24 protein-coding genes are annotated in these 23,242 nt (G+C 63.1%); 8 read left to right on the plus strand and 16 right to left on the minus strand.

All coding sequences use genetic code 11. The annotated features are described in order from the left end of the window. Positions 1-76: 76 nt before the first annotated feature. From A8G00_RS05985 to A8G00_RS06050, 15 genes are all read right to left on the minus strand, one after another. Positions 77-343: a hypothetical protein gene (locus tag A8G00_RS05985; RefSeq protein WP_103000270.1), complete on the minus strand. Its 267-nt coding sequence runs from the start codon at positions 341-343 to the stop codon at positions 77-79. Positions 344-366: 23 nt separating this feature from the next. Beyond that, a complete protein-coding gene (locus A8G00_RS05990; protein ID WP_130030048.1) occupies positions 367-1,101 on the minus strand; it encodes a hypothetical protein in 735 nt (244 codons plus the stop codon). 802 nt (positions 1,102-1,903) lie between these two features. Beyond that, a complete protein-coding gene (locus A8G00_RS05995; protein WP_103000271.1) occupies positions 1,904-2,200 on the minus strand; it encodes a hypothetical protein in 297 nt (98 codons plus the stop codon). 161 nt (positions 2,201-2,361) lie between these two features. Continuing rightward, positions 2,362-2,820, minus strand: coding sequence for an aspartyl protease family protein (locus tag A8G00_RS06000; protein WP_146032570.1), 459 nt, complete (start codon positions 2,818-2,820; stop codon positions 2,362-2,364). Positions 2,821-2,993: 173 nt separating this feature from the next. Continuing rightward, positions 2,994-3,545 carry a hypothetical protein gene (locus A8G00_RS24725; RefSeq protein ID WP_146032571.1) on the minus strand — a complete coding sequence of 184 codons (552 nt, stop codon included), beginning with the start codon at positions 3,543-3,545 and terminating at the stop codon, positions 2,994-2,996. Between the two features lie 15 nt (positions 3,546-3,560). After that, a complete protein-coding gene (locus A8G00_RS06005; protein WP_103000273.1) occupies positions 3,561-4,046 on the minus strand; it encodes a hypothetical protein in 486 nt (161 codons plus the stop codon). Then, a complete protein-coding gene (locus tag A8G00_RS06010) occupies positions 4,043-5,260 on the minus strand; it encodes a phospholipase A (RefSeq protein WP_253257924.1) in 1,218 nt (405 codons plus the stop codon). Before A8G00_RS06010 ends, A8G00_RS06005 begins: the two co-directional genes overlap by 4 nt. Continuing rightward, the gene (gene fabI, locus A8G00_RS06015) at positions 5,257-6,030 is read right to left on the minus strand and encodes an enoyl-ACP reductase FabI (RefSeq protein WP_103000274.1); all 774 of its coding nucleotides are present in this window, start codon (positions 6,028-6,030) and stop codon (positions 5,257-5,259) included. Before fabI ends, A8G00_RS06010 begins: the two co-directional genes overlap by 4 nt. Further along, positions 6,027-7,229 carry an acetate/propionate family kinase gene (locus tag A8G00_RS06020; protein ID WP_103000275.1) on the minus strand — a complete coding sequence of 401 codons (1,203 nt, stop codon included), beginning with the start codon at positions 7,227-7,229 and terminating at the stop codon, positions 6,027-6,029. The genes fabI and A8G00_RS06020 overlap by 4 nt, the downstream gene beginning before the upstream one ends. After that, positions 7,226-8,650 carry a bifunctional enoyl-CoA hydratase/phosphate acetyltransferase gene (locus A8G00_RS06025; protein WP_103000276.1) on the minus strand — a complete coding sequence of 475 codons (1,425 nt, stop codon included), beginning with the start codon at positions 8,648-8,650 and terminating at the stop codon, positions 7,226-7,228. Before A8G00_RS06025 ends, A8G00_RS06020 begins: the two co-directional genes overlap by 4 nt. A 3-nt stretch (positions 8,651-8,653) precedes the next feature. Continuing rightward, positions 8,654-10,411 (minus strand): alpha/beta hydrolase, encoded by a 1,758-nt coding sequence (locus A8G00_RS06030; protein ID WP_172451798.1) that lies wholly within the window; start codon positions 10,409-10,411, stop codon positions 8,654-8,656. 84 nt (positions 10,412-10,495) lie between these two features. Next, a complete protein-coding gene (gene lptB / locus A8G00_RS06035; RefSeq protein WP_103000277.1) occupies positions 10,496-11,320 on the minus strand; it encodes an LPS export ABC transporter ATP-binding protein in 825 nt (274 codons plus the stop codon). A gap of 70 nt (positions 11,321-11,390) precedes the next feature. Then, a complete protein-coding gene (locus tag A8G00_RS06040) occupies positions 11,391-12,575 on the minus strand; it encodes an acetyl-CoA C-acyltransferase (protein ID WP_103000278.1) in 1,185 nt (394 codons plus the stop codon). Positions 12,576-12,607: 32 nt separating this feature from the next. Beyond that, positions 12,608-13,330 carry an acetoacetyl-CoA reductase gene (phbB, locus tag A8G00_RS06045; protein ID WP_103000279.1) on the minus strand — a complete coding sequence of 241 codons (723 nt, stop codon included), beginning with the start codon at positions 13,328-13,330 and terminating at the stop codon, positions 12,608-12,610. A gap of 34 nt (positions 13,331-13,364) precedes the next feature. Beyond that, positions 13,365-14,111 carry an SDR family NAD(P)-dependent oxidoreductase gene (locus tag A8G00_RS06050; RefSeq protein ID WP_103000321.1) on the minus strand — a complete coding sequence of 249 codons (747 nt, stop codon included), beginning with the start codon at positions 14,109-14,111 and terminating at the stop codon, positions 13,365-13,367. A gap of 362 nt (positions 14,112-14,473) precedes the next feature. Here A8G00_RS06050 and A8G00_RS06055 point away from each other — a divergent pair, with 362 nt between their 5' ends. From A8G00_RS06055 to A8G00_RS25775, 3 genes are read left to right on the plus strand one after another with little or no spacing between them, the layout of a single operon-like run. Further along, positions 14,474-14,899 (plus strand): organic hydroperoxide resistance protein, encoded by a 426-nt coding sequence (locus A8G00_RS06055; RefSeq protein WP_103000280.1) that lies wholly within the window; start codon positions 14,474-14,476, stop codon positions 14,897-14,899. Positions 14,900-14,921: 22 nt separating this feature from the next. Continuing rightward, positions 14,922-15,371: a MarR family winged helix-turn-helix transcriptional regulator gene (locus A8G00_RS06060; protein ID WP_367379437.1), complete on the plus strand. Its 450-nt coding sequence runs from the start codon at positions 14,922-14,924 to the stop codon at positions 15,369-15,371. 25 nt (positions 15,372-15,396) lie between these two features. Then, positions 15,397-15,519, plus strand: coding sequence for a hypothetical protein (locus A8G00_RS25775; protein ID WP_274049459.1), 123 nt, complete (start codon positions 15,397-15,399; stop codon positions 15,517-15,519). A 176-nt stretch (positions 15,520-15,695) separates the two neighbouring features. Here A8G00_RS25775 and A8G00_RS06065 read toward each other — a convergent pair whose 3' ends face one another. Continuing rightward, entirely contained in the window at positions 15,696-16,289 is a 594-nt protein-coding gene (locus A8G00_RS06065) for a TetR/AcrR family transcriptional regulator (RefSeq protein ID WP_301182305.1), read from the minus strand. 272 nt (positions 16,290-16,561) lie between these two features. Between A8G00_RS06065 and phbB (A8G00_RS06070) the strand changes: the two genes are divergently transcribed. From phbB (A8G00_RS06070) to rbbA, 5 genes are all read left to right on the plus strand, one after another. After that, positions 16,562-17,290 (plus strand): acetoacetyl-CoA reductase, encoded by a 729-nt coding sequence (gene phbB, locus A8G00_RS06070; protein WP_103000323.1) that lies wholly within the window; start codon positions 16,562-16,564, stop codon positions 17,288-17,290. A gap of 102 nt (positions 17,291-17,392) precedes the next feature. Beyond that, positions 17,393-17,833, plus strand: coding sequence for a hypothetical protein (locus A8G00_RS06075; protein WP_103000282.1), 441 nt, complete (start codon positions 17,393-17,395; stop codon positions 17,831-17,833). A gap of 53 nt (positions 17,834-17,886) precedes the next feature. Beyond that, a complete protein-coding gene (locus A8G00_RS06080; RefSeq protein ID WP_253257927.1) occupies positions 17,887-19,404 on the plus strand; it encodes an efflux transporter outer membrane subunit in 1,518 nt (505 codons plus the stop codon). Beyond that, a complete protein-coding gene (locus A8G00_RS06085) occupies positions 19,401-20,474 on the plus strand; it encodes an HlyD family secretion protein (RefSeq protein ID WP_103000284.1) in 1,074 nt (357 codons plus the stop codon). The genes A8G00_RS06080 and A8G00_RS06085 overlap by 4 nt, the downstream gene beginning before the upstream one ends. After that, the gene (gene rbbA / locus A8G00_RS06090) at positions 20,471-23,242 is read left to right on the plus strand and encodes a ribosome-associated ATPase/putative transporter RbbA (RefSeq protein ID WP_103000285.1); all 2,772 of its coding nucleotides are present in this window, start codon (positions 20,471-20,473) and stop codon (positions 23,240-23,242) included. Before A8G00_RS06085 ends, rbbA begins: the two co-directional genes overlap by 4 nt.

Consider the following 23,242-nt stretch of genomic DNA (forward strand, 5'->3'; position numbering starts at 1 on the left):
TCGGCGCCGATTTTTTCAAGGAGGATTTGGGCTTCATCTTCGTTCCTTCGTCACTACGACGAAGCCCAAATCCTCCTTAAATCACAACCTCAATCTGTGCCATTGGCGCTGACGGCGGACAGGCGGGATCCAGACCGGCTTCCAGTCCGTCCTTGCCGGCAGACTGCAAGCCCGAACGCGTGGCGCTCAACGCATCCACAAGAGCCTGCGAATGGGTTGCGACCGCATTGATCTCGTCGGTGGTCAGGTCAGTGGCCGCCACCTGGTCGATCAGGGTGTCGAGCTGCTGCGTAGCCTGTAGAAGCTGCCTTGAATACATCCTCAGGTCGATTGTCGTTGACATTGGGTACTCCGTAAATGCGGGGATCAGCGGGACGTGGCGTTCTCGAAGAAGGTCAGATATCTGATCATCTCCGGATCGTCATAGGTGAGGCTGGAAGTGTTCTCGCAGAAGAGAGTGGCGGCCGCGTCCATCGCCCATGCCGCAGACAGGAGCAGCTTTCCTGAAGCCGCGCGATTCTTGCGGAGCGCAGCCGGCGCGAAGTCGACCTTCTCCAGATAGTCGCGTGCCGTCAGGAGCAGCTTGCCTGCCGTCAATCTCTGCTTCGCGCCGCGCCAGGTGTTGGAGATCACGGAGATCCAGGGCCATGCAGCGACGGTGGCGGGATCCAGCAGTTCCAGATCCTGCTTCCAGATCACTGCCATGATGTCGACGAGCCACTGCCCCTTATCGACGAATTGCTCGCCCCGGTACCTCAGTTTTTCCTTCAGCACCCGGATCTCTTCCGGCTCGCCCAGCCCTTCCATGAAGAGGATGCCCGCGCCGGCGACGGCGCTCAGGGGGCTCAGATCGCCGCAACCGCATGCGGTGCTGCGCGGGTGGGAGGTGTCGAAGGGAGCAGTTGCGAGCGGCTCCGGCTCCCGCTGCCAATAGTCCCCGAAGACCTTCAGCCTGTTCGCCTCACGGCTGATGTCGGCCGCGATCTCGAGCAGCAGCGTCGCGTTGAACCGCATATGGTCGCGGTGATACAAGGCGATGTTGTGCCGAGTGTGCAGCGCTGAGTCCTCTCCTACGGCGTGATTCTCATTGTTCGGTTGCATTACAACTCCTTAGGGGGTGAAAGGATGGGAGGTGAAAGCTCGGAAGCTATTGGATTGCAGTATGAGCGATCGGTGTCCTGACGGGTTGGAATATGTTCACTACAAACGATTGCATATCGCCATTGCGTTGTCAACGAAAGCCGATTTTTGATCCGGTGCAGGCGCCTTCAATGAGGTTTCCGGCGAGCAAGAAGGGATTTCCGCTTTGTATCCCATTCATTGCCGGACTGATTGGCCCTCGCCTGCCTCAGGCATCATTCGCATTCTTACTATAACAAACGATTGCAAAATTTTGATGGCAATCGATAAAAGCTGGATCGCTGGTCCCATATTACAGCGTGCGCGTAGGTCTTATCTGCTGACTTCCGCCAAATGCACGCCAAATTGCCGTTGGGACCGTCTGCTGTTGTCCAACATCGAAAAGCCGCAAACTTCGAAGGATCTTTGATCTGAGAGTTTGCTGGATGAGAGCTCCCTCCTCAAAGGCTCAGCGGAGCTTTGGAAGCTATCGATGCCAATGGTAAGTGCCGGCTTCTGGTGCTTCCACGGCAGGACATGACAGCGCTTCTTCGCTTCGCTGTATTAGCGGGAGTAAAGCAGCCAGCACGGGCTTTGTGCTTTTTAGGATATTGGTGACCCCTACGGTCACTCAATAATCGCGGCAAGGTATTGATTTAACATCGAAACTTGCTTTCGACGCAGCGTTTATACCATCACATGTGCCAACTGTCCATCGGGATCGTGTGAAACTGAATGGTGTTTCGCGGGCTAATGAAGCGGTTCGATCATCCGCAAAACACTACTACTGTTCCGCGCCATTGTTGGCGCCGGACAAATCGCAGTTGCCGTAGAAACCCATCTTCCTGTGTCGATAATCGAGCAACAGTTTCAACTTCATCGCGGCAAGCAGCTTGTTGCCAACATTGGCGACGCGCGTATCTGTCGCGCCGCGATCGGCATAGGTACTCATCGGGGTGCCCGCCGGAAGCGTGAATGGACCAAAACCGACAGGCGCGTCGAACCGGTATGATGCGGACCTCGCTTCGCCGCGTGCGCCGGTCCGCGTGATGGTGCCCGTCTCACGCAGCGCTTCCCGCATGCCAGTGAGGTCCAGCGCGCTCTGGAACAGGCCGATACTTCCGGTCGAGCCGGTGTCGAGGCTGACCGGCGCGTGCGCCGGACCAAAGCGGAAATCCGGAATGACCGGGAAGCTGTCGACCGTCCTGAGCGGGATCGTCCAGCGCGTCCGACACGAGCGTGTCAGGAAACAGCATCCCCAGCGCGCTCCAGAATCGCGGCCTTCTGCGCCGGATAGTCGATCAGCACCATCTTGTCGGCGAGGAAACTGTAACCGAGCACACCGTCGAGCTTACGGCCCAGATCGGCCGATATCTCGCGCATGTCCGTTGCCAATGCCTCGAAGCGGCCAAAGCCGTGCCCGGCAATCGCGAGGCCGTCGATTTTGGTCGGAAACACGCTCTCGCCCTTGCCGTCACCGAAGCCGCTCGCTTCGCCACCTTCGCCGCGTTGGACTTCAAGACCCAGCCTCTCAGTTTCGGCCAGATCGATCACCGATGGATCGACACCGGTGTCGAGGATCATATGCAGCGGCGTGCTTTTCACGGTCACATCGATCTCTACCGCTGACTTCGAGAAGTCGAAGGGAAGGATGAGAGGCCCAGCACCGTCTCTGGCCATCGCGGCGCTGGCGAGCGACAAGACGAAAATGCCTGGCGCGATCCGCGAAAATTGCCGAGCGCTCACGCATCCCAGTGAAATATCCCCACAACCGCCTACTGCCTTTCGTAAATTGACCTATAATTTCGTTCGTTATGCTGTATCGTTCAAAGATCGGAGCCTCGTCCATTATCGCCGGTGAGACGAACCGGACCTCAGGTAATGCGCGCGACTGCAAGGGATTCTACACAGCAGATAGTGCGCGAAGGGCTTCTCCTGACCGTCTTCCCCAACCGACATGATGGTCCAGTCGAGCCGCACGCCCTCAGTACGCCATCGATTACTGTAGCGGCTGTCAGGGCAACGATAATCGACATCGAACCCGTTGGTGCGTGCCACCCCCTGACCGCTCGCCGTGAAGCTTCCGCCGAAGCTGTCCCTCCAGAAAGCGGAAATCGGCGGGTCGGCAGCACCCAGGCGTGGATCGGCCCCTCCGAACAGGAGATGCGCTGGTAGCGATCGGACACATCGGAGGTCGCGCGGCTGTCCACATCGATCGCGATCATAGCACCGAGAAGGATGGATCGCGCGCCAAGATCGATAGTCACCGGCTTGCGCAGCACGACGCCTTCGCCCGTCCAGCATCCTTCGATCGCCTTGACGGCGGCTGGAACAGGAATCGCGACTGTTGCTCCGGCCTGCACCCGATCTGGTGAAGCAAGCATCAGCGCGGTCACAACACCAAGCGTTCTCAAGGCAAGTCTCATATCAGTGCGCCATTGTCAGAATTCCGTTGGCGAACAGCCAAAATGCTCGCTTCCCACCGACTTGCCTGATCGGTCGAACAGGTCGGCACGGTCGCTCCGTAACAACAAATGATCTCCCCCCACCGCAAAAATGATCGAACGGATCGCAGATTCACCAGTATTGGCACCCCCTGCCAGCAACCTACTCCCGATCAGGAATGCGATACCCGACAAATCCGGGCAATATTCAACGCCATCGCCGACAGGCTCACAGTTAACAACAGGCGACTCAGGACAGCGCCTATTTTCTCTATGGATTTCAACGATGCGCAGCAGGACAAATGTGCCGGCGGTGTCGATCTTTCCAAGCCTGGCCAGATCCAGCGGCGCGATTTTCCTGCCGCGCAGGTCGTGGACGACCCGATCGGCGACGTCACCCATGGCCAGCGCGTTCCAGTCGCCGATCACGTGAAGGGTGGATCCGCCTTCCGTCTGTTCGACCGTGAAATCCGCTGCGTTCATCGCACCAGGGCGACGCCTATCCTGAAGCGGGTCGTGCGGCGGTTATAGTCGAGCAGATTCTCTCCATAGCCAATGAAGCTCTGCCCGAAGAGGTAGAAGTCCGGGCCACCGCCCAGCAGCCGTGGCAACGGATAGGAAAAATCCGCGCTGACCGCGCCCTTGCCGCTTGAGAAGTTGAACCGGGTGGAGGTGGAGAGGCGCAGTCCGTCCTCCTCCCCAACCTCCATAAACAGAGCCGTGTTGCCACGATAGCGGCGGATATCGGGATTGTCCGACTTGTCGCCGACGAAGAACGAAAGACGCGGGGCAATGGACAGGCTGTAGCCGCCGCCCAGGGGAAATGCTGCCATCGGGGCGACATAGATGCTGTTGATGCTGCGCGATGCCGCATCGTCGCGTCCGTTGGATTCGTGGCGGATACCGCCCTGAGCACTCAGCGAGACGCCGCTGGAGAGCGTTGCCGAAGGGCTCAGATAGAAGAGCTCAGGCTGGTAATCGACATTCCGGAAGGGCGAGGAATACGCGCCCAGGTCCCAGAACATCCGCTGCGTGTAGGCAAAATAGAGTCCGTCCCGCCATGACCGCGGCAGCCCCTCGGCGCGCCTGCTTCCGAACAGCTGATATTTGAAGCTGATCTGGATCCGTGCCTCGCTGTTGGTGCCGGGGCCATAGACGGCATAAATGGGTTCATAGGCCGAGAGATTGGCCAGAAAGGCATTGCCGGCCGCGCGGTCCGAGGGCGGTGGTGCCGCTTCGCTCATCCCATCGGCAGGAAGCGGTGATCGGGCGTCGGCAAGCTGCGGTGCCGGGGCTGACGGACGCAATGCGATCGCTATCCTGTGCGCGTTCCAGACGGGGATCGAGATGGTCGCGCCATCGACCTGTTTGTCTTTGGGCGCGCTGAATTGATAGCGCGCTTGCTCGAAGCCACCAGCAGGAATCGTCACGTTGCCCGACATACCGCTTGCGCGTTCGAGCCAGATCGTCCGGCTTTCTCCCGGCAGTTCCAGCTTCGCTTCTACCCGATCGGGAAGGACAACTGTCTGCGGATCGCTTCCGTCATTGAGCAGGCGCAGATCGACGAGGATCGCGCCGCTCCCATCGCGTTCGCCAATGTCGCGGACGAGAATATCCACCGCTGGAGCGGCGTGCGCCGGCGATCCGGCAACGAGCATGGCGTTCGCCACCGTCGCGAGGAAGAACGCCCCCTTCATGCGAGGAGATGCTGGCCGCTGTCGACGGGAATGACGGTCCCGGTGATCCGCTTCGCCGCATCGCTGACCAGGAAGGCGGCAAGAGCGCCGACATCCTCGACGTCGATCAACTGCCGCTGAGGCACGGTTGCCGCCGCGCGTTCGATCAGTTCATCGAAGCGTTCGATGCCGCTCGCTGCACGCGTCGCGATCGGACCAGGCGAGATCGCATGGGCGCGGATTCCCTTGGGGCCAAGTTCGGCAGCGACATAGCGGGTGGCGCTTTCAAGGGCAGCCTTGACCGGCCCCATGAGATTATAGTGCTCGACCACCCGTTCGGACCCGTAGAAGGTCACGCAGAGCAGGCAGCCGCCAGCGCTCATCAACGGCCCGGCCAGCTTCGCCATTCGCAGGAAGCTATGGCACGAGACATCCATCGCGACAGCAAAACCCTCCGCGGAGGAGTCGACGACCCGCCCGTGCAGGTCCTCCTTCGGCGCAAAGGCGATCGAATGGAGCAGGAAGTCGAGACCGCCCCATTTTCGTCTCACCTCATCGAACAGCGCTTCCAGTTGGCCGGGCTCGCGCACGTCGCAGGGCGTGATCCATTCCACGCCAAGGCGGTCGGCTACGGGCTGGACCCAGCCTTTCGCCTTCTCATTGAGATAGGTCGCGGCGAGACGCGCACCGCAGCGGGCAAAGGCTTCGGCGCAACCTGCGGCAATGCTCCTGTCGTTGGCGATGCCGACCACCAGACCACGCTTGCCTTCCAGATCGACGAGCGGCCTCATGCGGATTTCCCTTGAACCACTTTGTATGTGTGCATGGCGATCATGCGTTCCTCATCGGTCGGAATGACATAGGCCTTGACCCGGCTGTCAGGCATGCTGATCAGCGGACCATCGCCCGCATTGGCAAGCTCATCGAGATCGAGACCCAGCCATGCAAGCCTGCGGCAGATGCGGCTGCGCATATCCGCGTCATTCTCGCCGATGCCGGCGGTGAAGACGATGCCGTCAAGGCCACCCAGGGACGAGGCGAGCGCGCCCGCCTCCCGGCCGACCCGCCAGGCGAAGAGGGCCACCGCTTCCTCGGCTGCGGGCACGCCGCTGGCAGCGAGCGTCCGCATGTCGCTGGACACGCCCGAAACGCCGAGCAGACCGGATTTCTTGTAGAGAAGCTCTTCGACCTCGGCGGGACTCATGCCCATCTGGGTTTCAAGGTGCAATACAACGCCCGGATCTAGGCTGCCGCAGCGTGTGCCCATCATGAGGCCGTCGAGTGCCGTGAACCCCATGGTCGTATCGATGCTATGCCCCGCTTCCATCGCGCACAGGCTCGCCCCGTTGCCGAGATGCGCAGCGATGACGCGGCCCGAAGCGAGCACAGGGTCGATTTCGGCAAGGCGCCGGGCGATATATTCGTAGGAAAGGCCGTGGAAGCCATAGCGGCGGATACCCTGGTCGTGCAGGGCGCGGGGCAGTGCGAAGCGCGAGGCAAGCGCCGGCTTGTCGCGATGAAAGGCGGTATCGAAGCAGGCGACCTGCGGCAGGTTCGGCTGAAGCTGTGCAATTGCGCGAATGGCGGCCAGGTTATGGGGCTGGTGCAACGGCGCCAGCGGGCAAAGTGCTTCGAGCTTGTCGGTGAGGGCGGCGTCGACGAGGACCGGCGCGGCGAATTCCGTGCCGCCGTGGACGACCCGATGTCCGATCGCGATGATCTCCCGCCCCGCGAGCGGATGATCGGCTGCCCAGGCGAAGAGATTCTCCAGCAGGTCCGCGTGGGAAAGCGAGGTGCCGTCCGGCCAATCGCGCTCCAGCAAAATCTCCCCGTCGACCGAACTTGCCTTGAGCGCCGGGGCAATACCGATCTTCTCGATCTTGCCGCCGGCCGCAAGCTGAAAGTCGCCATGGTCGCCATGGTCGCCGATCGCGAACAGCGAGAATTTGATGCTCGAGGAGCCCGAATTGATGCTGACGACCGCCTTCACGATTGCGCCGCTTTCGCAACGCCTGGCGCCGCCTTGGTTGCCGCGCGTGCCAGCAGGACGGCGACCGCGCAGGAGGCAAGGCGGGTGCGCAAACTGTCGGCGCGGCTGGTCAGGATGATCGGCACGCGCGCGCCGAGCACGATGCCCGCGGCGTCTGCGTCGCCCAGGAAGGTCAGCTGCTTGGCGAGCATGTTGCCCGCTTCGAGGTTGGGGACGACGAGGATCTCGGCCTTGCCCGCTACCGGCGAGACGATGCCTTTCTCTTTCGCCGCAGCTTCGCTGATCGCATTGTCGAACGCGAGCGGACCGTCCAGAAGCCCCCCGCTGATCTGCCCGCGATCGGCCATCTTGCAAAGGGCGGCCGCATCGAGCGTGGATTGCATGTCGGGGTTCACCGTCTCGACGGCGGCGAGGATCGCGACCTTGGGCTCCTCGATGCCAATCACATGGGCGAGGTCGATGGCGTTGCGGATGATGTCCGCCTTTTCATCGAGCGTGGGTGCGATGTTGATGGCGGCATCGGTGATGATGAGCGGCGTCGGATGATCGGGCACGTCCATCAGATAGGCATGGCTGATCCGGCGCTCGGTCCTGAGGCCCGTCGCGGACGGCACGACCGCGCCCATCAGCTCATCGGTATGGAGCGAGCCTTTCATCAACAGCCGCGCCTCGCCAGAGCGAACCAGCGCGACGGCCTTTGCCGCCGCATCATGGCTGTGGTCGGCAGCGACCAGCCTGAAGCCCGATATGTCCTTGCCAGCCTCTTCGGCTATCGTGCGGATCCTCGCTTCCGGGCCGACGAGAATAGGCTCGATAAGGCCAGCTTCCGCCGCTTCGATCGCCGCCAGAAGCGCGGCCGAGCTGCACGGGTGCGCGACCGCCGTTGGTTCGGCCCCCCCATTCGTGGTGAGCTCCATCAGCCGGCGATAGCCGTCATGATCGCGCAGATGGACCTCGGGAAGAGCCGTGCGCGGCCGGCGCACCTTCTGCGTCGGCGCCTTGACCTCCGCCTGGCCGGTGATGACGTCCTCGCCCGCCTGATTGACGCAGCGGCAGTCGAACAACACAACGCCATGCTCGGGCCGCTTTTCCACAACGGTCACGGAGGCGGTGATCGTGTCGCCGAGCCCCACCGGGCGCGTAAACCGGAGCGACTGGCTGAGATAAATGGCGCCGGGCCCGGGCAGTTCGGTTCCCAGCACGGCGGAGATGAGACCGCCGCCCCACATGCCATGCGCGATCACCCGGCGGAAAAGGTCGGTGGCGGCATAGTCCGCGTCGAGATGGGCTGGATTGACGTCGCCGGACACCAGCGCGAAGAGCTGGATGTCTCGCTCGGTCAGCGTTCGTGTCAGGCTTGCCGTCTCGCCCGGCTCGATCTCGTCGAAGGTGCGGTTCTCGATGATCGTTTCTTCGCTCACGCTTCATTGCTCCAGCACATAGTGACCCGGCGCATCGGCGATCGGTGCATAGCCCTTGTCAGGGGCGCCCATCGGCGGAGGTGCCGCCGGCTCGCCCGAGTGGCGGTCAAGCCACGCGCCCCATTCGATCCACCACGAGCCCTGCTTCTGCTCGGCGTGCATCTGCCATTCGTCGGCGTCATAGGACGGGCCGTCCGCTTCGCGCGTCAGCATCCGATAGTGCCGGCCCTTGTGGCCCGGCTCCGACACGATGCCGGCATTGTGGCCGCCGCTCGTCAGAACGAAGGTGATTTCCGCGTTTGTGAGCATGTGAATCTTGTGGACCGAATGCCAGGGTGCGACATGGTCGCGCTCGGTGCCGACCACGAACAGGGGCTCGTGGAGCGCCGAGAGCGCGATGCTTCTGCCATCGACCTTGTATTTGCCTTCCGCAAGCTCGTCCTCCAGGAACAGGCGGCGCAGATACTGGCTGTGCATGGCATAGGGCATGCGCGTGCCATCGGCGTTCCACGCCATCAGGTCGTTCATGGGTTCGCGCTCGCCCATCAGATATTCGGTCAGGATGCGCGACCAGACCAGATCATTCGATTTGAGAATCTGGAAAGCGCCGCCCATCTGGCTGCTGTCGAGATACCCCCGGCCCCACATCATCTTCTCGAGCAGGTTGAGCTGCCCTTCATCGATGAAGAGGCCGAGCTCGCCCGGTTCGCTGAACTCGGTCTGCGCCGCAAACAGCGTGATGCTGCCGAGGCGATCGTCGCCGTCGCGCGCCATGGCTGCTGCCGCGATCGAGAGCAACGTGCCCCCCAAGCAGTAGCCGACCGCATGAACCTGGGCTGCGCCCGTGATGGCCGACACCGCGTCGAGCGCAGCCATCGGTCCCATCAGGCGATAGGCCTCCATGTCGAGATCGCGATCCTGCGTTCCCGGATTATGCCAGGAGATCATGAAGACTGTGTAGCCCTGTCCGGTCAGCCATTTGACGAGGGAGTTTTCCGGCGACAGGTCGAGGATGTAATATTTCATGATCCAGGCCGGCACGATCAGGATCGGCTCCGGGCGCACCTTGTCCGTCGTCGGCGCATACTGGATCAGTTCGATGAGCCGATTGCGATAGACGACTTTGCCTTCAGCCGTTCCAACCGTCTCCCCCACGCGGAAATTCTCGGTGCCGACGGAAGGCAATCCCCGGGCGAGGTGCTGCATGTCCTCGATCAGATAGCGGAAGCCATCGATCAGGCACTTGCCGCCGGTTTCGCCGATCCTTTGCTGGAGCAGGGGGTTGGTCGCGAGGAAATTGGTGGGGGCGAAGGTGTCGAGCATCTGCCTAGCGGTGAATTCGAGCATGTCCTCGTGATGCTTCGTGACACCGCTTACGCCGGTGGTCGCGGCATGCCACCATTGCTGATTGAGCAGGAATGCCTGCGACAGGATATTGAACGGCGGCTTCTGCCAGGCCGGATCGGAGAAGCGGCGATCCTGTGGCAGCGGTTCGATCGCGGGCGCCGCCTCGCTGTCGGACGCGCTTCGCATCGCATAGTCGAACAGCCGCGCATATTTGCGCACCGCCTTGGCGCCCAGTTGCAACTGCTTGCCCGGCGAGAAGGCGAGATGCAGTCCCCAGTCGGAAAATGCCTGGAGTAAGGTCGCGGGAGACAGGCCGGCCGTCACCTGCGCGATCGCGACGCCGGCCGCATTGTCGAGGGTTTCGGCAATCCCGTCCAGCGGATCGGGCGGCAAGGTCACAGTCTCGGTGCTCATGATAGATCCTCACTGGCGGAAATGTTTTCGAGTGAACGAAGGAGAGACGCGAATCCGGTTGGCGCACAGGATCGATGTTTGACGTCAGCTTTCAAAATTCTCTCCCAGATAAAACTTTCGCACGTCAGGATCGTGCAGCACGGCCTGAGGTTCTCCAGCGAACAACAGCTTGCCGGCATGGATGACATAGGCCCGGTCGACGAGTTCGAGCATTTCGTGGACATTGTGATCGGTGACGAGGACGCCCACCTCGCGGCTCCTGAGTTCACGGACCATCAACTTGATGTCCGCGATCGACATGGGATCTATCCCGGCAAAGGGTTCATCGAGCAGAATGACCTTCGGATTGGCGGCCATGGCCCGCGCGATCTCGCAGCGCCGCCGCTCGCCACCGGAAAGGGCCGTGGCAGGCGTGTTGCGGATATGGGCAATGTTGAACTCGACGAGCAGTGCGTCCACGCGCGTCGCGATCGCGTGGCAATCGTCCAGGCGGAGTTCGAGGACCGAACGGATATTCTCTTCGACGGTCATTCCCCGAAAGATCGAGGCTTCCTGCGGGAGATAGCCAAGGCCTCGCCGGCCGCGCTCGCTCATCGAAAGCGACGTCACATCCTCTCCGCCAAGCAGGATACGGCCACCGTCGAGACGGATCAGCCCCATGATTCCATAGAAGCAGATCGTCTTGCCCGCGCCGTTCGGGCCGAGCAGGCCGACCACCTCGCCGGCGGCGACATCGAGCGAAACGCCGTCCAGTACCTTGCGTTTGCCGAAGGATTTTTCGATGTCGCGCACGCTGAGTGCCGGGGTCGCAGCGACGCTCGCCGCGGCGGCTTCCCCGGCAACGGAGTTGATCCTGTCGCGCCCGCAGTCGATCGGTTCTACGATCGAGGATATTCCTCCGTCAAACATGCTCAGCTCGACGATCTCACGGTCTGCGCTCCGTGGTCGATCGCCGCTGCACGGACTGGTCCGCGCTCCCTCATGCAATCGCTTCCAAAGCGAGGGCGATCCCCTGGCCGCCGCCGATGCACAAAGTGACGAGGCCGCGCTTCAACCCCTCGCGTTTCATCGCATGCAGAAGGCGCGTGGTGAGAACCGCGCCGGTCGCGCCGATGGGATGGCCGTGGGCGATGGCCCCGCCCTCGACATTGACGATGTCTTCGGCAAGGCCAAGCTCGTGCGTGACCGCAATCGCGATGGCGGCGAAAGCCTCGTTGATCTCGACGCGGTCGACAGCGGCGATGGACCAGCCGGCCCGGTCGAGCGCCTGGCGGACGGCGGGCACCGGGCCGAGGCCGAACAGGCCCGGTGCGACGGCGCCGACACCGAAGGCGACCAGGCGGCCGAGCGGCGTCACGCCGTGGCGATCCGCCCAATCCTCGCTGGCGACGATCATCGCCGAAGCGCCGCTGTTGAGGCCCGGAGCGTTGCCGGCGGTGATCGTGCCGTCCGGTCGGAAGGCGGACTTCAGGTGCGCGAGGCTCTCGACCGTCGTGTCGGGACGATTCTGCTCATCCTTGGCGAATATCGTCGGCCCCTTGCGGCCCGCTATCTCCACCGGCGCGATCTCCGCGTCGAACAGGCCGGCGGCCTGGGCTGCGCTGAAATTCTGCTGCGACCGCGCCGCCCAGGCGTCCTGCGCTTCGCGCGAGATCTGGAATTTCGAAACCAGATCCTCCGTGACCCAGCCGGAGTGCTGATCGACGAACGCGTCATTGAGCCCGTCATGGAGCATGGCATCGATCAGCTTGCCGTCGCCCATGCGGTAGCCCCACCGTCCTTTCTCGATCAGATAGGGCGCGCGATCCATATTCTCCATGCCGCCCGCGACGACAGCATGGGCGAGCCCCAGCATGATCTCCTGCGCGGCTGATGCGATGGCCTGGGCGCCGGAGCCGCAGACCCGGTTGACGGTCATGGCCGGCACATTATCGGGAATGCCCGCGCCGATCGCCGCCTGCCGCGTGGGGTTCATCTTCGCGCCAGCCTGGACCACCTGGCCCAGCACCACCGCGTCGATCACGTCGCCGCCCACCCCGGCACGGGCCAGCGCGGCTTTGGCGGCGATGACACCGAGCGCAGGTGCCGCCACATCCTTGAGGGTGCCGCCATAGGCCCCGATGGCGGTGCGGACGGGTGCGCAGAGAACGACATTGCTGCTCATGGGAAAATCCTTTCCGTTCGCGACGCTGGCCGTCAGGCCATATATTTACCGCCGTTGATCGAATGAGTGGCGCCGGTGATGAAGCCGGCTTCATCCTCGACGAGATAGAGCACGCCGCGCGCGATCTCCTGCGGCGTGCCGAGCCGACCGACCGGGACGGCGGCGAGAATGCCCTTCATCGCCTCTGGCGGGACCGCCGCGACCATATCGGTATCGGTATAGCCCGGCGCAATCGCATTGACCGTGATGTTGCGCGCCGCGCCTTCAAGCGCCAGCGCCTTGGTGAAGCCGATGACGCCTGCCTTGGCGGCGGCATAGTTGGTCTGGCCGAACTGCCCTGAGAGGCCATTGACCGAACTCACATTGACGATCCGTCCGAACCGGCGCTCGCGCATCCCTTCGATCACCGCCCGGCACATGTTGAAGCAGCCGCCCAGGTCCACGTCGATGACGCTGCGCCACTGCTCTTCGGTCATCTTGTGGAGCGTGCCGTCGCGGGTGATGCCGGCGTTGTTGACGAGGATGTCGATCGGCCCGACCTCGGCGACCACCTTCGCGACGCCTGCCTGGCTGTCAGCGAAATCGGCGACGTTCCAATTGTAGACCGGAATGCCTGTTTCCCGGACGAAGCTCTGCGCCTCTTCGTCATTGCCGAAATAGTTGGCGACGACGATGTAGCCTTTCTCCTTGAGAAGCTTCGCGGTCGCCGCGCCAATTCCACTGACGCCGCCAGTTACAAGTGCGATTCTTGGCATGAGCAATGTCCTTGAATGTTGGGGGAAGGGCGCATCATTGCGCGAGATAGCCGCCATCGACCGGATAATATCCGCCGGTCATGAAGGAGGCGCGATTGGAAAGCAGGAAGGCAACGAGCGCCGCGACTTCCTCCGGGCGCCCGATGCGCCCCATGGGATGGTGGGCGATCATGTCCGGCGGGGGGTGCCCGCCGGTCGATGCGTCCACCATCGGCGTGTGGATGAAGGCGGGACCGACCGCGTTGATGCGGATGCCTTCCTTCGCATATTCGAGCGCCGCCGTCCGGGTCATGCCAACCACTGCATGTTTTGCCGCGGCATAGCTGATCGACTCCGGCGCCCCGACCATCCCGAAGATCGAACTCATATTGACGATGGCGCCTCCGCCCGACGCCTGCATCGCCGGAATCTGGTAGCGCATCCCATAAAAGACGCCGTCGAGATCGATGCTGATGACCCGGCGCCATTCCGCAAGGTCGTAGTCTCCCGTCCGCGTGGTCGCCGATCCCACGCCGGCATTGTTCACCGCCAGGTCAAGCCGGCCGAAGCTGTCGAGAGTGAAGGCGACGAGTGCTTCGACCTCGGCGGGCTCCGCCACATCGAGGCGGAAAGTCCTCGCCTGCTGCTTGCCGATCTCGCTCGCAAGGGCTTGCACCTTTTCCTCATTGCGATCCGCGAGCACGAGTCGCGCACCCGACGACGCCAGCTCGCGGGCGATCGCTTCGCCCAGTCCCATGGCCGCGCCTGTCACGATGGCGACCTTGCCTTGAAAATCGGGCATGTTCGTCTCCGCAGTCCCAAGTCGCCGCCGGTTCGAAAAAGGGAGAACCGGAAGGCAGTCACGGGCGCCCCGGACCGTGGACCGCGCCGTGCGCCTTTCGCGCAACCTCTCCTGGTCCTGCCGGTCCTTGGCGGCCGAATTTGGACTGCGCATCTCTCGTCTCGACAATGTGCGCGCGCCATCAGGAACTATACTTATAAGTTTCGTATTTCGGCGGTCAAACCGCTTTTTCCGAGGTCGGATTCCCCTCCGTCTTTGCGTGCCACCGAACCACGACGCTGGGGATGGTTCGAGCGAATCATTTGACACAATAGAATTGTGAACTATCGATTTTATCGCAATTGATAAATGGAGGTTCGGAGATGAGTGTGCTCTACAGCACCAGGGTGACCGCCGTCGGCGGACGCGCAGGAACGGCAAAGAGCGATGACGGCCTGCTTGACCTGGCTTTGGCGTTACCGAAGCCGATGGGCGGCAAGGGGGACGCGACCAATCCCGAGCAGCTTTTCGCAGCCGGTTATGCGGCGTGCTTTGAGAATGCGGTCATCCATGTGACCCGCTCGGCCTCTGACAAGGTGAGGGATGGCGACATCGTCGTCGTGGCGGAGGTCGGCATGCAGCCGAACGGGGAAGGCGGGTTCGCGCTCACCGTCGCGCTCGACGTGACGATCACCGGGCTCGATCAGGCGACGGCGGAAGACGTGGTTGCCAAGGCGCATGCCGTCTGCCCCTATTCCAATGCGGTCAAGGGCAATATCGATGTCGGCATCACCGTGTCGGTCGCCTGAGGAGCAGAATATGGATTTGCCGATCACTGACGATCCGCTCGATCTCGACCGGCAGGTCTGTTTTCCGCTCTATGCAGCCTCGAATTTGCTCAATCGGATCTATCGGCCCATGCTTTCCAAGCTGGGTCTGACCTATCCGCAATATCTCGTCATGCTGGTGCTCTGGAAGGAGACGTCGCAGACGGTCGGCTCGCTGGGCGAGAAGCTGCACCTCGACAGCGGCACCCTGACGCCGATGCTCAAGCGCATGGAACAGGCGGGCCTGGTCAGCCGCATTCGCGATGCCGGCGATGAAAGGCGTGTGCGGATCGAACTGACCGCGGCAGGACTGGAATTGCGAACGGAGGCCGAAAGGATACCCGCGACTTTGGCGGCGGGTCTCGCGATCCGCGAGGAAGATGTTGTTGAACTCCGGGATCGGGTCCGGGCGTTGGTCGCCACGTTGCAGGGGGCCATCGCCGAAGCAAACTGATCGAGAAACATGTCGGGAGACAAGGATGCCGACCGTTCATCATCTTGGGATGTCGCAGTCCGATCGGATCGTCTGGCTCTGCAAGGAACCGGATATTCCTAATAAGAAGGTGCGGCACGATCCCGATCAGCGACGCAAGCTCGATTGATGTCTTATGGTCTTCTGCCTAGCAGTTTCGACGGGATCGCAAGCGAGACTCTGGGCCGCAATGCCCGAGCGGTTGCCTTCCGATTTCATATTGCTGCTGCCGGTCGAGAAACGCGGCGTTCTATGCCGTCCGTCAGGTGTGCGGCATGGGGCGGTTTACCTGCTATGGCCGCTCGATCACCGGTCATCCCCGAGCGGCATATCCTGCCTGTTGAGGACCGGAAGTATCCTAGCGAACATGTCGATCGCTTGCTCCAGATATTCGGATTTCGCCTGGGGGGTGTCCGGCATATCCTCTCGAACGAGTATCCGCTGCCGCGGCGTTGTGACGAGGGCATCGAAAATAAAGGCGGCGAGAAAGGGCAGATCGAGCAGATCGGCCTCGCCCGGCTCCGCCGCTTCCTGCAGCAACGTCTGGATCAACGTGATCCCGGGGTTGATGCCAAGCACTTTCATAAGATCGACATCGTTGATCTTCTGGTCCCGCACCCAGTAGGCCAGCCTCTCCAGGCCGATAATCTCGGGCTTGAGCGACAGGTCAAGCATCTTTCGGACGGTCCGCAACAGGCGCTCGCGTGGACATCCCGAGCGCATCGTGGCGACGATGGGCTTCAAATGATGGTCGATCCCGTGCTTCATCGCCGCAATCAGGAGGTCCATCTTCGAGCCGTAGCGCGCATAGAGTGTGCGTTTGGACACATTCGCGGCGGCTGCGATGTCGTCCATGCCGGTCTCTTCGACGCCGGAGACGACGAACTGCGCAAGGGCCACCTCGAGAATGTGTTCGCCCAGACGCGCGGCAATGTCATGCGTTGGCCGCCCACCCCGGGGATCGCGCGGCGGAAGAGGGGTCTTACGCCCGGTTGATCTCGATACAGTCACAATATCATCATTAGTCGCATTCGGTGCGGCATGGAAAGATCGCCCTTGAATATGGGACGCCTGAGCGCAATAACAAAACCTATAAGTATACATACGCATTGTCCGGAGAGGCGCCCTGTCGGAGTGGTGGCGACATGGCCTTGGATGAGGAACCGGATAATATGGCTGAGATCGCACTTGTAACCGGCGGCACGCGTGGAATCGGCGCGGCTATCGCCCGCGCGCTGAAGGCAGGAGGCTGGGAAGTCGCCAGCATCTACCATGGCAATGATCAGGCAGCCGAGCGGTTCAAGCAGGAGACGGGCATATCCGTATTTCGATGGGATGTCGCGGACGAGGCGGCCTGTCGCACGGGCGTGGCGGCGGTTGAGGCGGAGATGGGGCCTGTGTCCGCGCTCATCAACAATGCGGGCATCACCCGGGACGGAATGTTCCACCGGATGAGCTGGACGCAATGGCGCGAAGTGCTGTCGACCAATCTCGACTCGATGTTCACCATGACCCGCGCGGTGATCGAAGGGATGCGCGAACGCGGGTTCGGGCGCATCGTCAACATCTCCTCGATCAATGGCCAGAAGGGCCAGGCCGGACAGGTCAACTATTCCGCGGCCAAGGCGGGCGTCATCGGCTTTACCAAGGCGCTCGCCTTGGAAAATGCCTCGCGCGGCATCACGGTCAATGCCGTCTGCCCCGGTTATGTCGACACGGACATGGTTGCCGCCGTCAAAGATGAGGTTCGCGCCGCCATCATCGCCGGCATTCCCGTGGGCCGGCTTGGGCAGCCCGAGGAGATCGCCGAAGCCGTCTCCTTTCTGGCCTCGCTCAGGGCGGCATTCTGCACCGGCTCCGTGCTCACCCTCAACGGAGCGCAATATATCGCCAATGGATAGGCGAAGCTGCCGCCGCAGCGGTTGGGGGAACTACGTATACCGCGGCGCAACACAGGCGGGAAAAACTGCTCTCCCAGGTTCCGTTATGAAAGGACTTGATCCATGACATATCCGTTCGATCAGATCAGCGCGCTCGGCAAGACCAATGGACAATTCGCCACCTCGCTTGCCCAGATCGCCCGCGAAAGCGGCGAGGCCTATGCGCAGATCGGCAGCAAGGCTGCAACTGCGATGTTCGACCAGTTCAAGGAGCTGAAACCGGGAAAGGCCCCGGTCTTCAGGAGCGAGCCCGTCACCGGCTTTTTCGACGCGATTGAGAAATCCCGGGAGGAGTCGGTCGCAAAGATCAAGGCCGCGTTCGATGCGTGGCAGGCCGGGTGCCAGGAGGTATTCGCCCAGGCGGGCACCGGCCAGCAGGCTTTTGCTGAGACCGTCACGGCATGGTTTCAACCCCAGGCCAAGGCCCCTGCCGCATCGGCCAAGGCCAGCGGGGATGCGGCACCGGCTCCCCGCGCGTCGGTAAAATCGGGTGACGCAGGCTGACGCGTGCCGTTCAACTCGCATCGGCGCCTGCCCCGGCGGGGCGGGAGCCGTTGATGCGTCATATCGACTTGGGGGCTGCGCGCGAAAATATGATCACAACAGGAATGACGGGCGCCACACGACGCGGACGCGCGGGGCTCACGGCCTGCCTGGCCGGTTCGATTCTCCTCGCCGGCTGTTCGTTCGCGCCCCCTCATGTCCGTCCCGCGCAGCCGGTTCCGTCTTCCTATTCCGGCGAGACTGCCGCCGGGCCATCGGTCGCCCGCATCGGCTGGCACGACTTCTTCCGCGAGGATCACCTGCGCGCGCTGATTATGGCGGCACTCGAGAATAATCGCGACGTCCGGATCGCGACGGCGCGCGTCGCCGAGGCGCGGGCCGCGTGGCGGATCGAAGGGGCGGCGCTCTACCCTGAGTTGAATGGAGTGGGCACGGGCACGCGCGGGCGATCGATCATCAACCTGCCCGGGCTCGGCACGCAAAGCTACGATATCAAGCAGATCACCGCACAATTGAGCGCAAGCTGGGAACTCGATTTCTGGGGCCGGCTGCGCAATCTGCGCGACGCGGCACGAAACCAGTATCTCGCGACCGAGGAAGCGCGGCGCGCCGTCGCCACGGATCTCATCGCCCAGGTGGCCAACGGCTATCTGCTCGAACGCGACTATGAAGAGCGCGTGGCGATCGCCAGGCGGACGATCGCGACCCGCGAGGAATCCCTTCGGATCATGCGCCGCCGCTATGAGGTGGGCTCGGGATCGAAGCTGGAAATGACGCAGGCGCAAATGCTGCTCGCGCAGGCGCAGTCAACACTCCAGGGGCTAGATCAGGATCGCGAGATCAACCGCAATGCACTTGCCCTGCTGGTCGGCGGCCCGGTGGAAATCCCGCCTGGCCCACTCGGGCTCGCCGAGGCCGCGCCGCAGGTCGACCTGCCTCCGGGCCTGCCTTCAGAGTTGCTGTCCTATCGTCCCGATGTCGTCGCCGCCGAATACCGCCTGCGCGCTGCCGACGCGAATATCGGCGCGGCGCGGGCGGCCTTCTTTCCCAACATCACGCTAACGGGCGCTTTCGGCACGGCAAGCGCCGATCTCGACGGATTGTTCGGCGACGGCAGCCGTTCGTGGAGCTTCACACCGACGATCACGCAGCCGCTGTTCAATGCCGGCCGGCTCGCCGCCAATCTGGATGTCGCCAAGGCCCGTCAGGTCGAAGCCGTGGCGGACTATGAGAAGACCATCCAGAGCGCCTTTCGCGACGTTTCTGACGCGCTGGTCCGCCGCCGCCAGCTGGCGCTCCAGATCGAGACCACACGCACGGTGCTTGAGGCGCTGCGCGAGCGCGCGCGACTGGCCCAGCTTCGCTTCGACAATGGCCGCTCGGCCTATCTCGAGGTGCTCGACGCGCAGCGGGATCTGTTCGACACCGAGCAGGCGCTGGTGCAGCTGCGCCGCGCCCATCTCGCCGCCGCCATCGCCCTTTACGCCGCTCTGGGCGGCGGCTTCGTCGGCCAGCCTGCCTTCGACACCGGCGCATCGGCCATTCCAGCATCAGGAGAACAGCAACGATGACGGCGCCGCAGAAGATATGGCTCATCCGGGGCGGCATCGCCGTAGCGGTCATCGCGGTCGCATTCCTGGCATGGCGGCTGCTGGGAACCGGCGGCCTTCCGGACGGGATCGCCAGCGGCAATGGCCGGATCGAGGCTGTGGAAATGGATGTCTCGGCCAAGTCGCCGGGACGCATACGTGACATCCTCGTCGACGAGGGCGCGTTCGTGAAGGCGGGGCAGGTGGTCGCCCACATGGACACCGACGTTCTCAATGCCCAGAAGGCCGAAGCGCAGGCGCAACTTGCCCAGGCGCAGAACGCCATCCAGATCGCCGAAAGCCAGGTCATGCAGCGGCAAAGCGAGCGTGCAGCTGCATTTGCCGCCGTTCGCCAACGCGAGGCGGAACTGAACGCGGCGCGCAAGCGGCTTGCGCGTTCCGAAACGCTGGCCCGCGAAGGCGCCACCGCCGTTCAGGAGCGCGACGACGACCAGGCGCAGGTCGAAGGCGCGACGGCCGCTGTCGAAGCGGCAAAGGCGCAGTTCGCCGCCGTCAACGCGGCGATCGGCACGGCGCGCAGCCAGGTGATCGGCGCGCGCTCCAATGTCGATGCGGCGCGCGCGACCATCCAGCGCATCGAGGCCGACATCCGCGACAGCGACCTGCGTGCTCCGACCGACGGCCGCATCCAGTATCGCGTGGCCCAGCCCGGCGAGGTGGTCGCGGGCGGCGGGCGTGTCCTCAACTTCGTCAATCTGGGTGACGTCTATATGACTTTCTTCCTGCCCGAGACGGTCGCGGGCAGGGTGGCGCTGGGAACCGAGGTGCGGCTCGTGCTCGATGCCGCGCCCGACTATGTGATCCCCGCCAGCGTCAGTTTCGTCGCCGATGTCGCCCAGTTCACGCCGAAGACGGTCGAGACGCAGAGCGAGCGCCAGAAGCTCATGTTCCGGGTCAAGGCGCGCATCGACCGCCGGTTGCTCGAACGCCACATTACGCAGGTCAAGACGGGCCTGCCCGGCATGGCCTATGTGCGCATCGATCCGCAAACGGAATGGCCGGCAAAGCTTGCGGTGAACGTGAAGCCATGAGCGAGGCCCCGCCGCCGCCCGCGGCGCGTTTGTCGGGCGTCAGCCTCCATTATGGCAGGACGCTGGCGCTCGACGGGATCGACCTTGACATTCCGGCGGGCAAGATGGTCGCGCTGATCGGACCCGACGGCGTCGGCAAGTCGAGCCTGTTCTCGCTGATCGCGGGCGCTCGCGCAATCCAGCAGGGCAAGGTCGAGGTTCTGGGCGGCGACATGGCGGATCGCGATCATCGCGAGGCCGTCTGTCCCCGGATCGCCTATATGCCGCAGGGCCTGGGCAAGAATCTCTACCCGACCCTCTCGATTGACGAGAATCTGGAGTTCTTCGGAAGGCTCTTCGGACAGGATGCGGCCGAGCGCGAGCGGCGGATATCCGAACTGACCGAAAGCACCGGCCTCGCGCCCTTCCGCAAGCGACCGGCGGGCAAGCTGTCGGGCGGCATGAAGCAGAAGCTCGGTCTGTGCTGCGCACTCATCCACGATCCCGACTTCCTGCTGCTGGACGAACCGACCACCGGCGTCGACCCCCTCTCCCGGGCGCAATTCTGGGATCTGATCGACCGCATCCGCGCGGATCGGCCGCATATGAACGTGCTGGTCGCGACGGCCTATATGGAGGAGGCCGAGCGCTTCGACTGGCTGGTCGCGATGGATGAAGGCAGGATACTCGCGACCGGGACGGTGGCCGATTTCCATGGGCGCACCGGCACGAGGAACCTTGAGGAGGCGTTCATCGCCCTTCTCCCGGAAGAACGCCGGCGTGGCCACAAGCCCGTAACCGTTCCACCTCGCGACGATGGCGATACCGACATCGCGATCGAAGCCAGCGGCCTCACGATGCGCTTCGGCGACTTCACCGCCGTCGACCATGTCGATTTCCGTATCGAACGCGGAGAGATATTCGGGTTCCTCGGCTCCAACGGCTGCGGCAAGTCCACCACCATGAAGATGCTGACCGGCCTGCTCGCCGCCAGCGAGGGCCAGGCCTGGCTGTTCGGGCAGGAAGTCGACAGCCGCGACATCGCCACGCGCAGCCGTGTCGGCTACATGTCCCAGGCCTTTTCGCTTTATTCCGAACTGACCGTCCGCCAGAATCTCGAGCTTCACGCCAAGCTGTTCCATGTGCCCCCCGAAGAGGCGCCGGCGCGGATCGACGAGATGGCGGCGCGGTTCGGCCTGACCGGCATCATGGACGCATTGCCCGACGCGCTGCCGCTCGGCCAGCGTCAGCGTCTCAGTCTGGCGGTCGCGATGATCCACAAGCCAGAGATGCTGATCCTCGACGAGCCGACGTCAGGCGTCGACCCGATCGCGCGCGACCAGTTCTGGCAGATGATGATCGACCTCTCGCGCAACGACAAGGTCACGATCTTCATCTCCACCCATTTCATGAACGAGGCCGCGCGGTGCGACCGGATCTCGCTGATGCACGCCGGCAAGGTCCTGGTCAGCGACACGCCGGCGCATATCGTCGAGACGCGAAAGGCCCAGAATCTGGAACAGGCCTTCATCGCCTATCTCGATGACGCGTCTGGAGACAGCCCGGGCGAGGGCGCCGCCCTCGCCGGGGTCCGGGCAGATCCTGCGACCGCGCCGACGCCGGACGAAACCTCGGCATCGCACAGAGCCGGCTTCTCGCGCTTCTTCTCGATCCGGCGCATGCTCGCCTATACGCGGCGCGAGCAGCTTGAGCTGCAGCGCGATCCGATCCGCGGCCTTCTGGCGCTGCTCGGCAGCGTCATCCTGATGTTCATCACCGGCTACGGCATCAGCATGGACGTCCAGAACCTGCCTTTCGCCGTACTCGACCGGGACGGGACGACGACCAGCCAGAACTACACGCTCAACCTGGCCGGCTCGCGCTATTTCATCGAGCGACCGCCCATCACCGATTATGCGCAGCTCGACCGGCGGATGCGTTCCGGCGAGCTCAGCGTGGCTCTCGAGCTGCCGCCGAACTTCGCCCGTGATCTTCGCCGCGGCGTTCCGGTGCAGGTCGGCGTGTGGATCGACGGCGCCATGCCGTCGCGCGCCGAAACCGTCCAGGGCTATGTCCAGGCGCTTCACGCCCAATGGCTGAGCGAGATGAGCGTGCAGGAACTGGGCGTGCGGCCCGCAGTCGGACTGGTCAATATCGAGATCCGCTATCGCTACAACCCTGACGTCAAAAGCCTGGTCGCCATTGTGCCGGCCATGATCCCCGTCTTGCTGCTCCTGCTGCCCGCCATGCTGACCGCCTTGAGCGTGGTGCGCGAGAAGGAGCTGGGCTCGATCATCAACTTCTATGTGACCCCGATCGGACGCGCCGAATTTCTTCTCGGCAAGCAGCTACCCTATGTCGCGCTCGCCATGCTGAATTATGTACTCCTAGTGCTGCTGTCGCTCTTCGTCTTCCGGGTGGCGATCACCGGAAGCGTGCTGACCATGACGCTGGGGGCGTTTCTGTTCACGCTTTCGTCCACGGCGCTGGGACTCCTCTTTTCGGTGTTCATGCGCAGCCAGATCGCGGCGATGTTCGCCACAGCCGTCGGCACGATCCTGCCCGCTGTCCAGTTCTCCGGCCTCATCAATCCGGTCTCGTCGCTGGAAGGGGCGGGCGCGGTGGTCGGCCGGGTATTTCCCGCGACCCATTTCATCACCATCTGCCGGGGCGTTTTCTCAAAGGGGCTCGGCCTTACCGATCTGCTTTCGCCGCTCGTCGCGCTGGCAATCGCTTTCCCCGTCATTCTGGGCGCCTGCGTCGTGCTGCTCAGAAAGCAGGAGCGCTGA

The organism is Sphingobium sp. SA916 (genome assembly GCF_002894065.1).
Taxonomy (GTDB): domain Bacteria; phylum Pseudomonadota; class Alphaproteobacteria; order Sphingomonadales; family Sphingomonadaceae; genus Sphingobium; species Sphingobium fuliginis.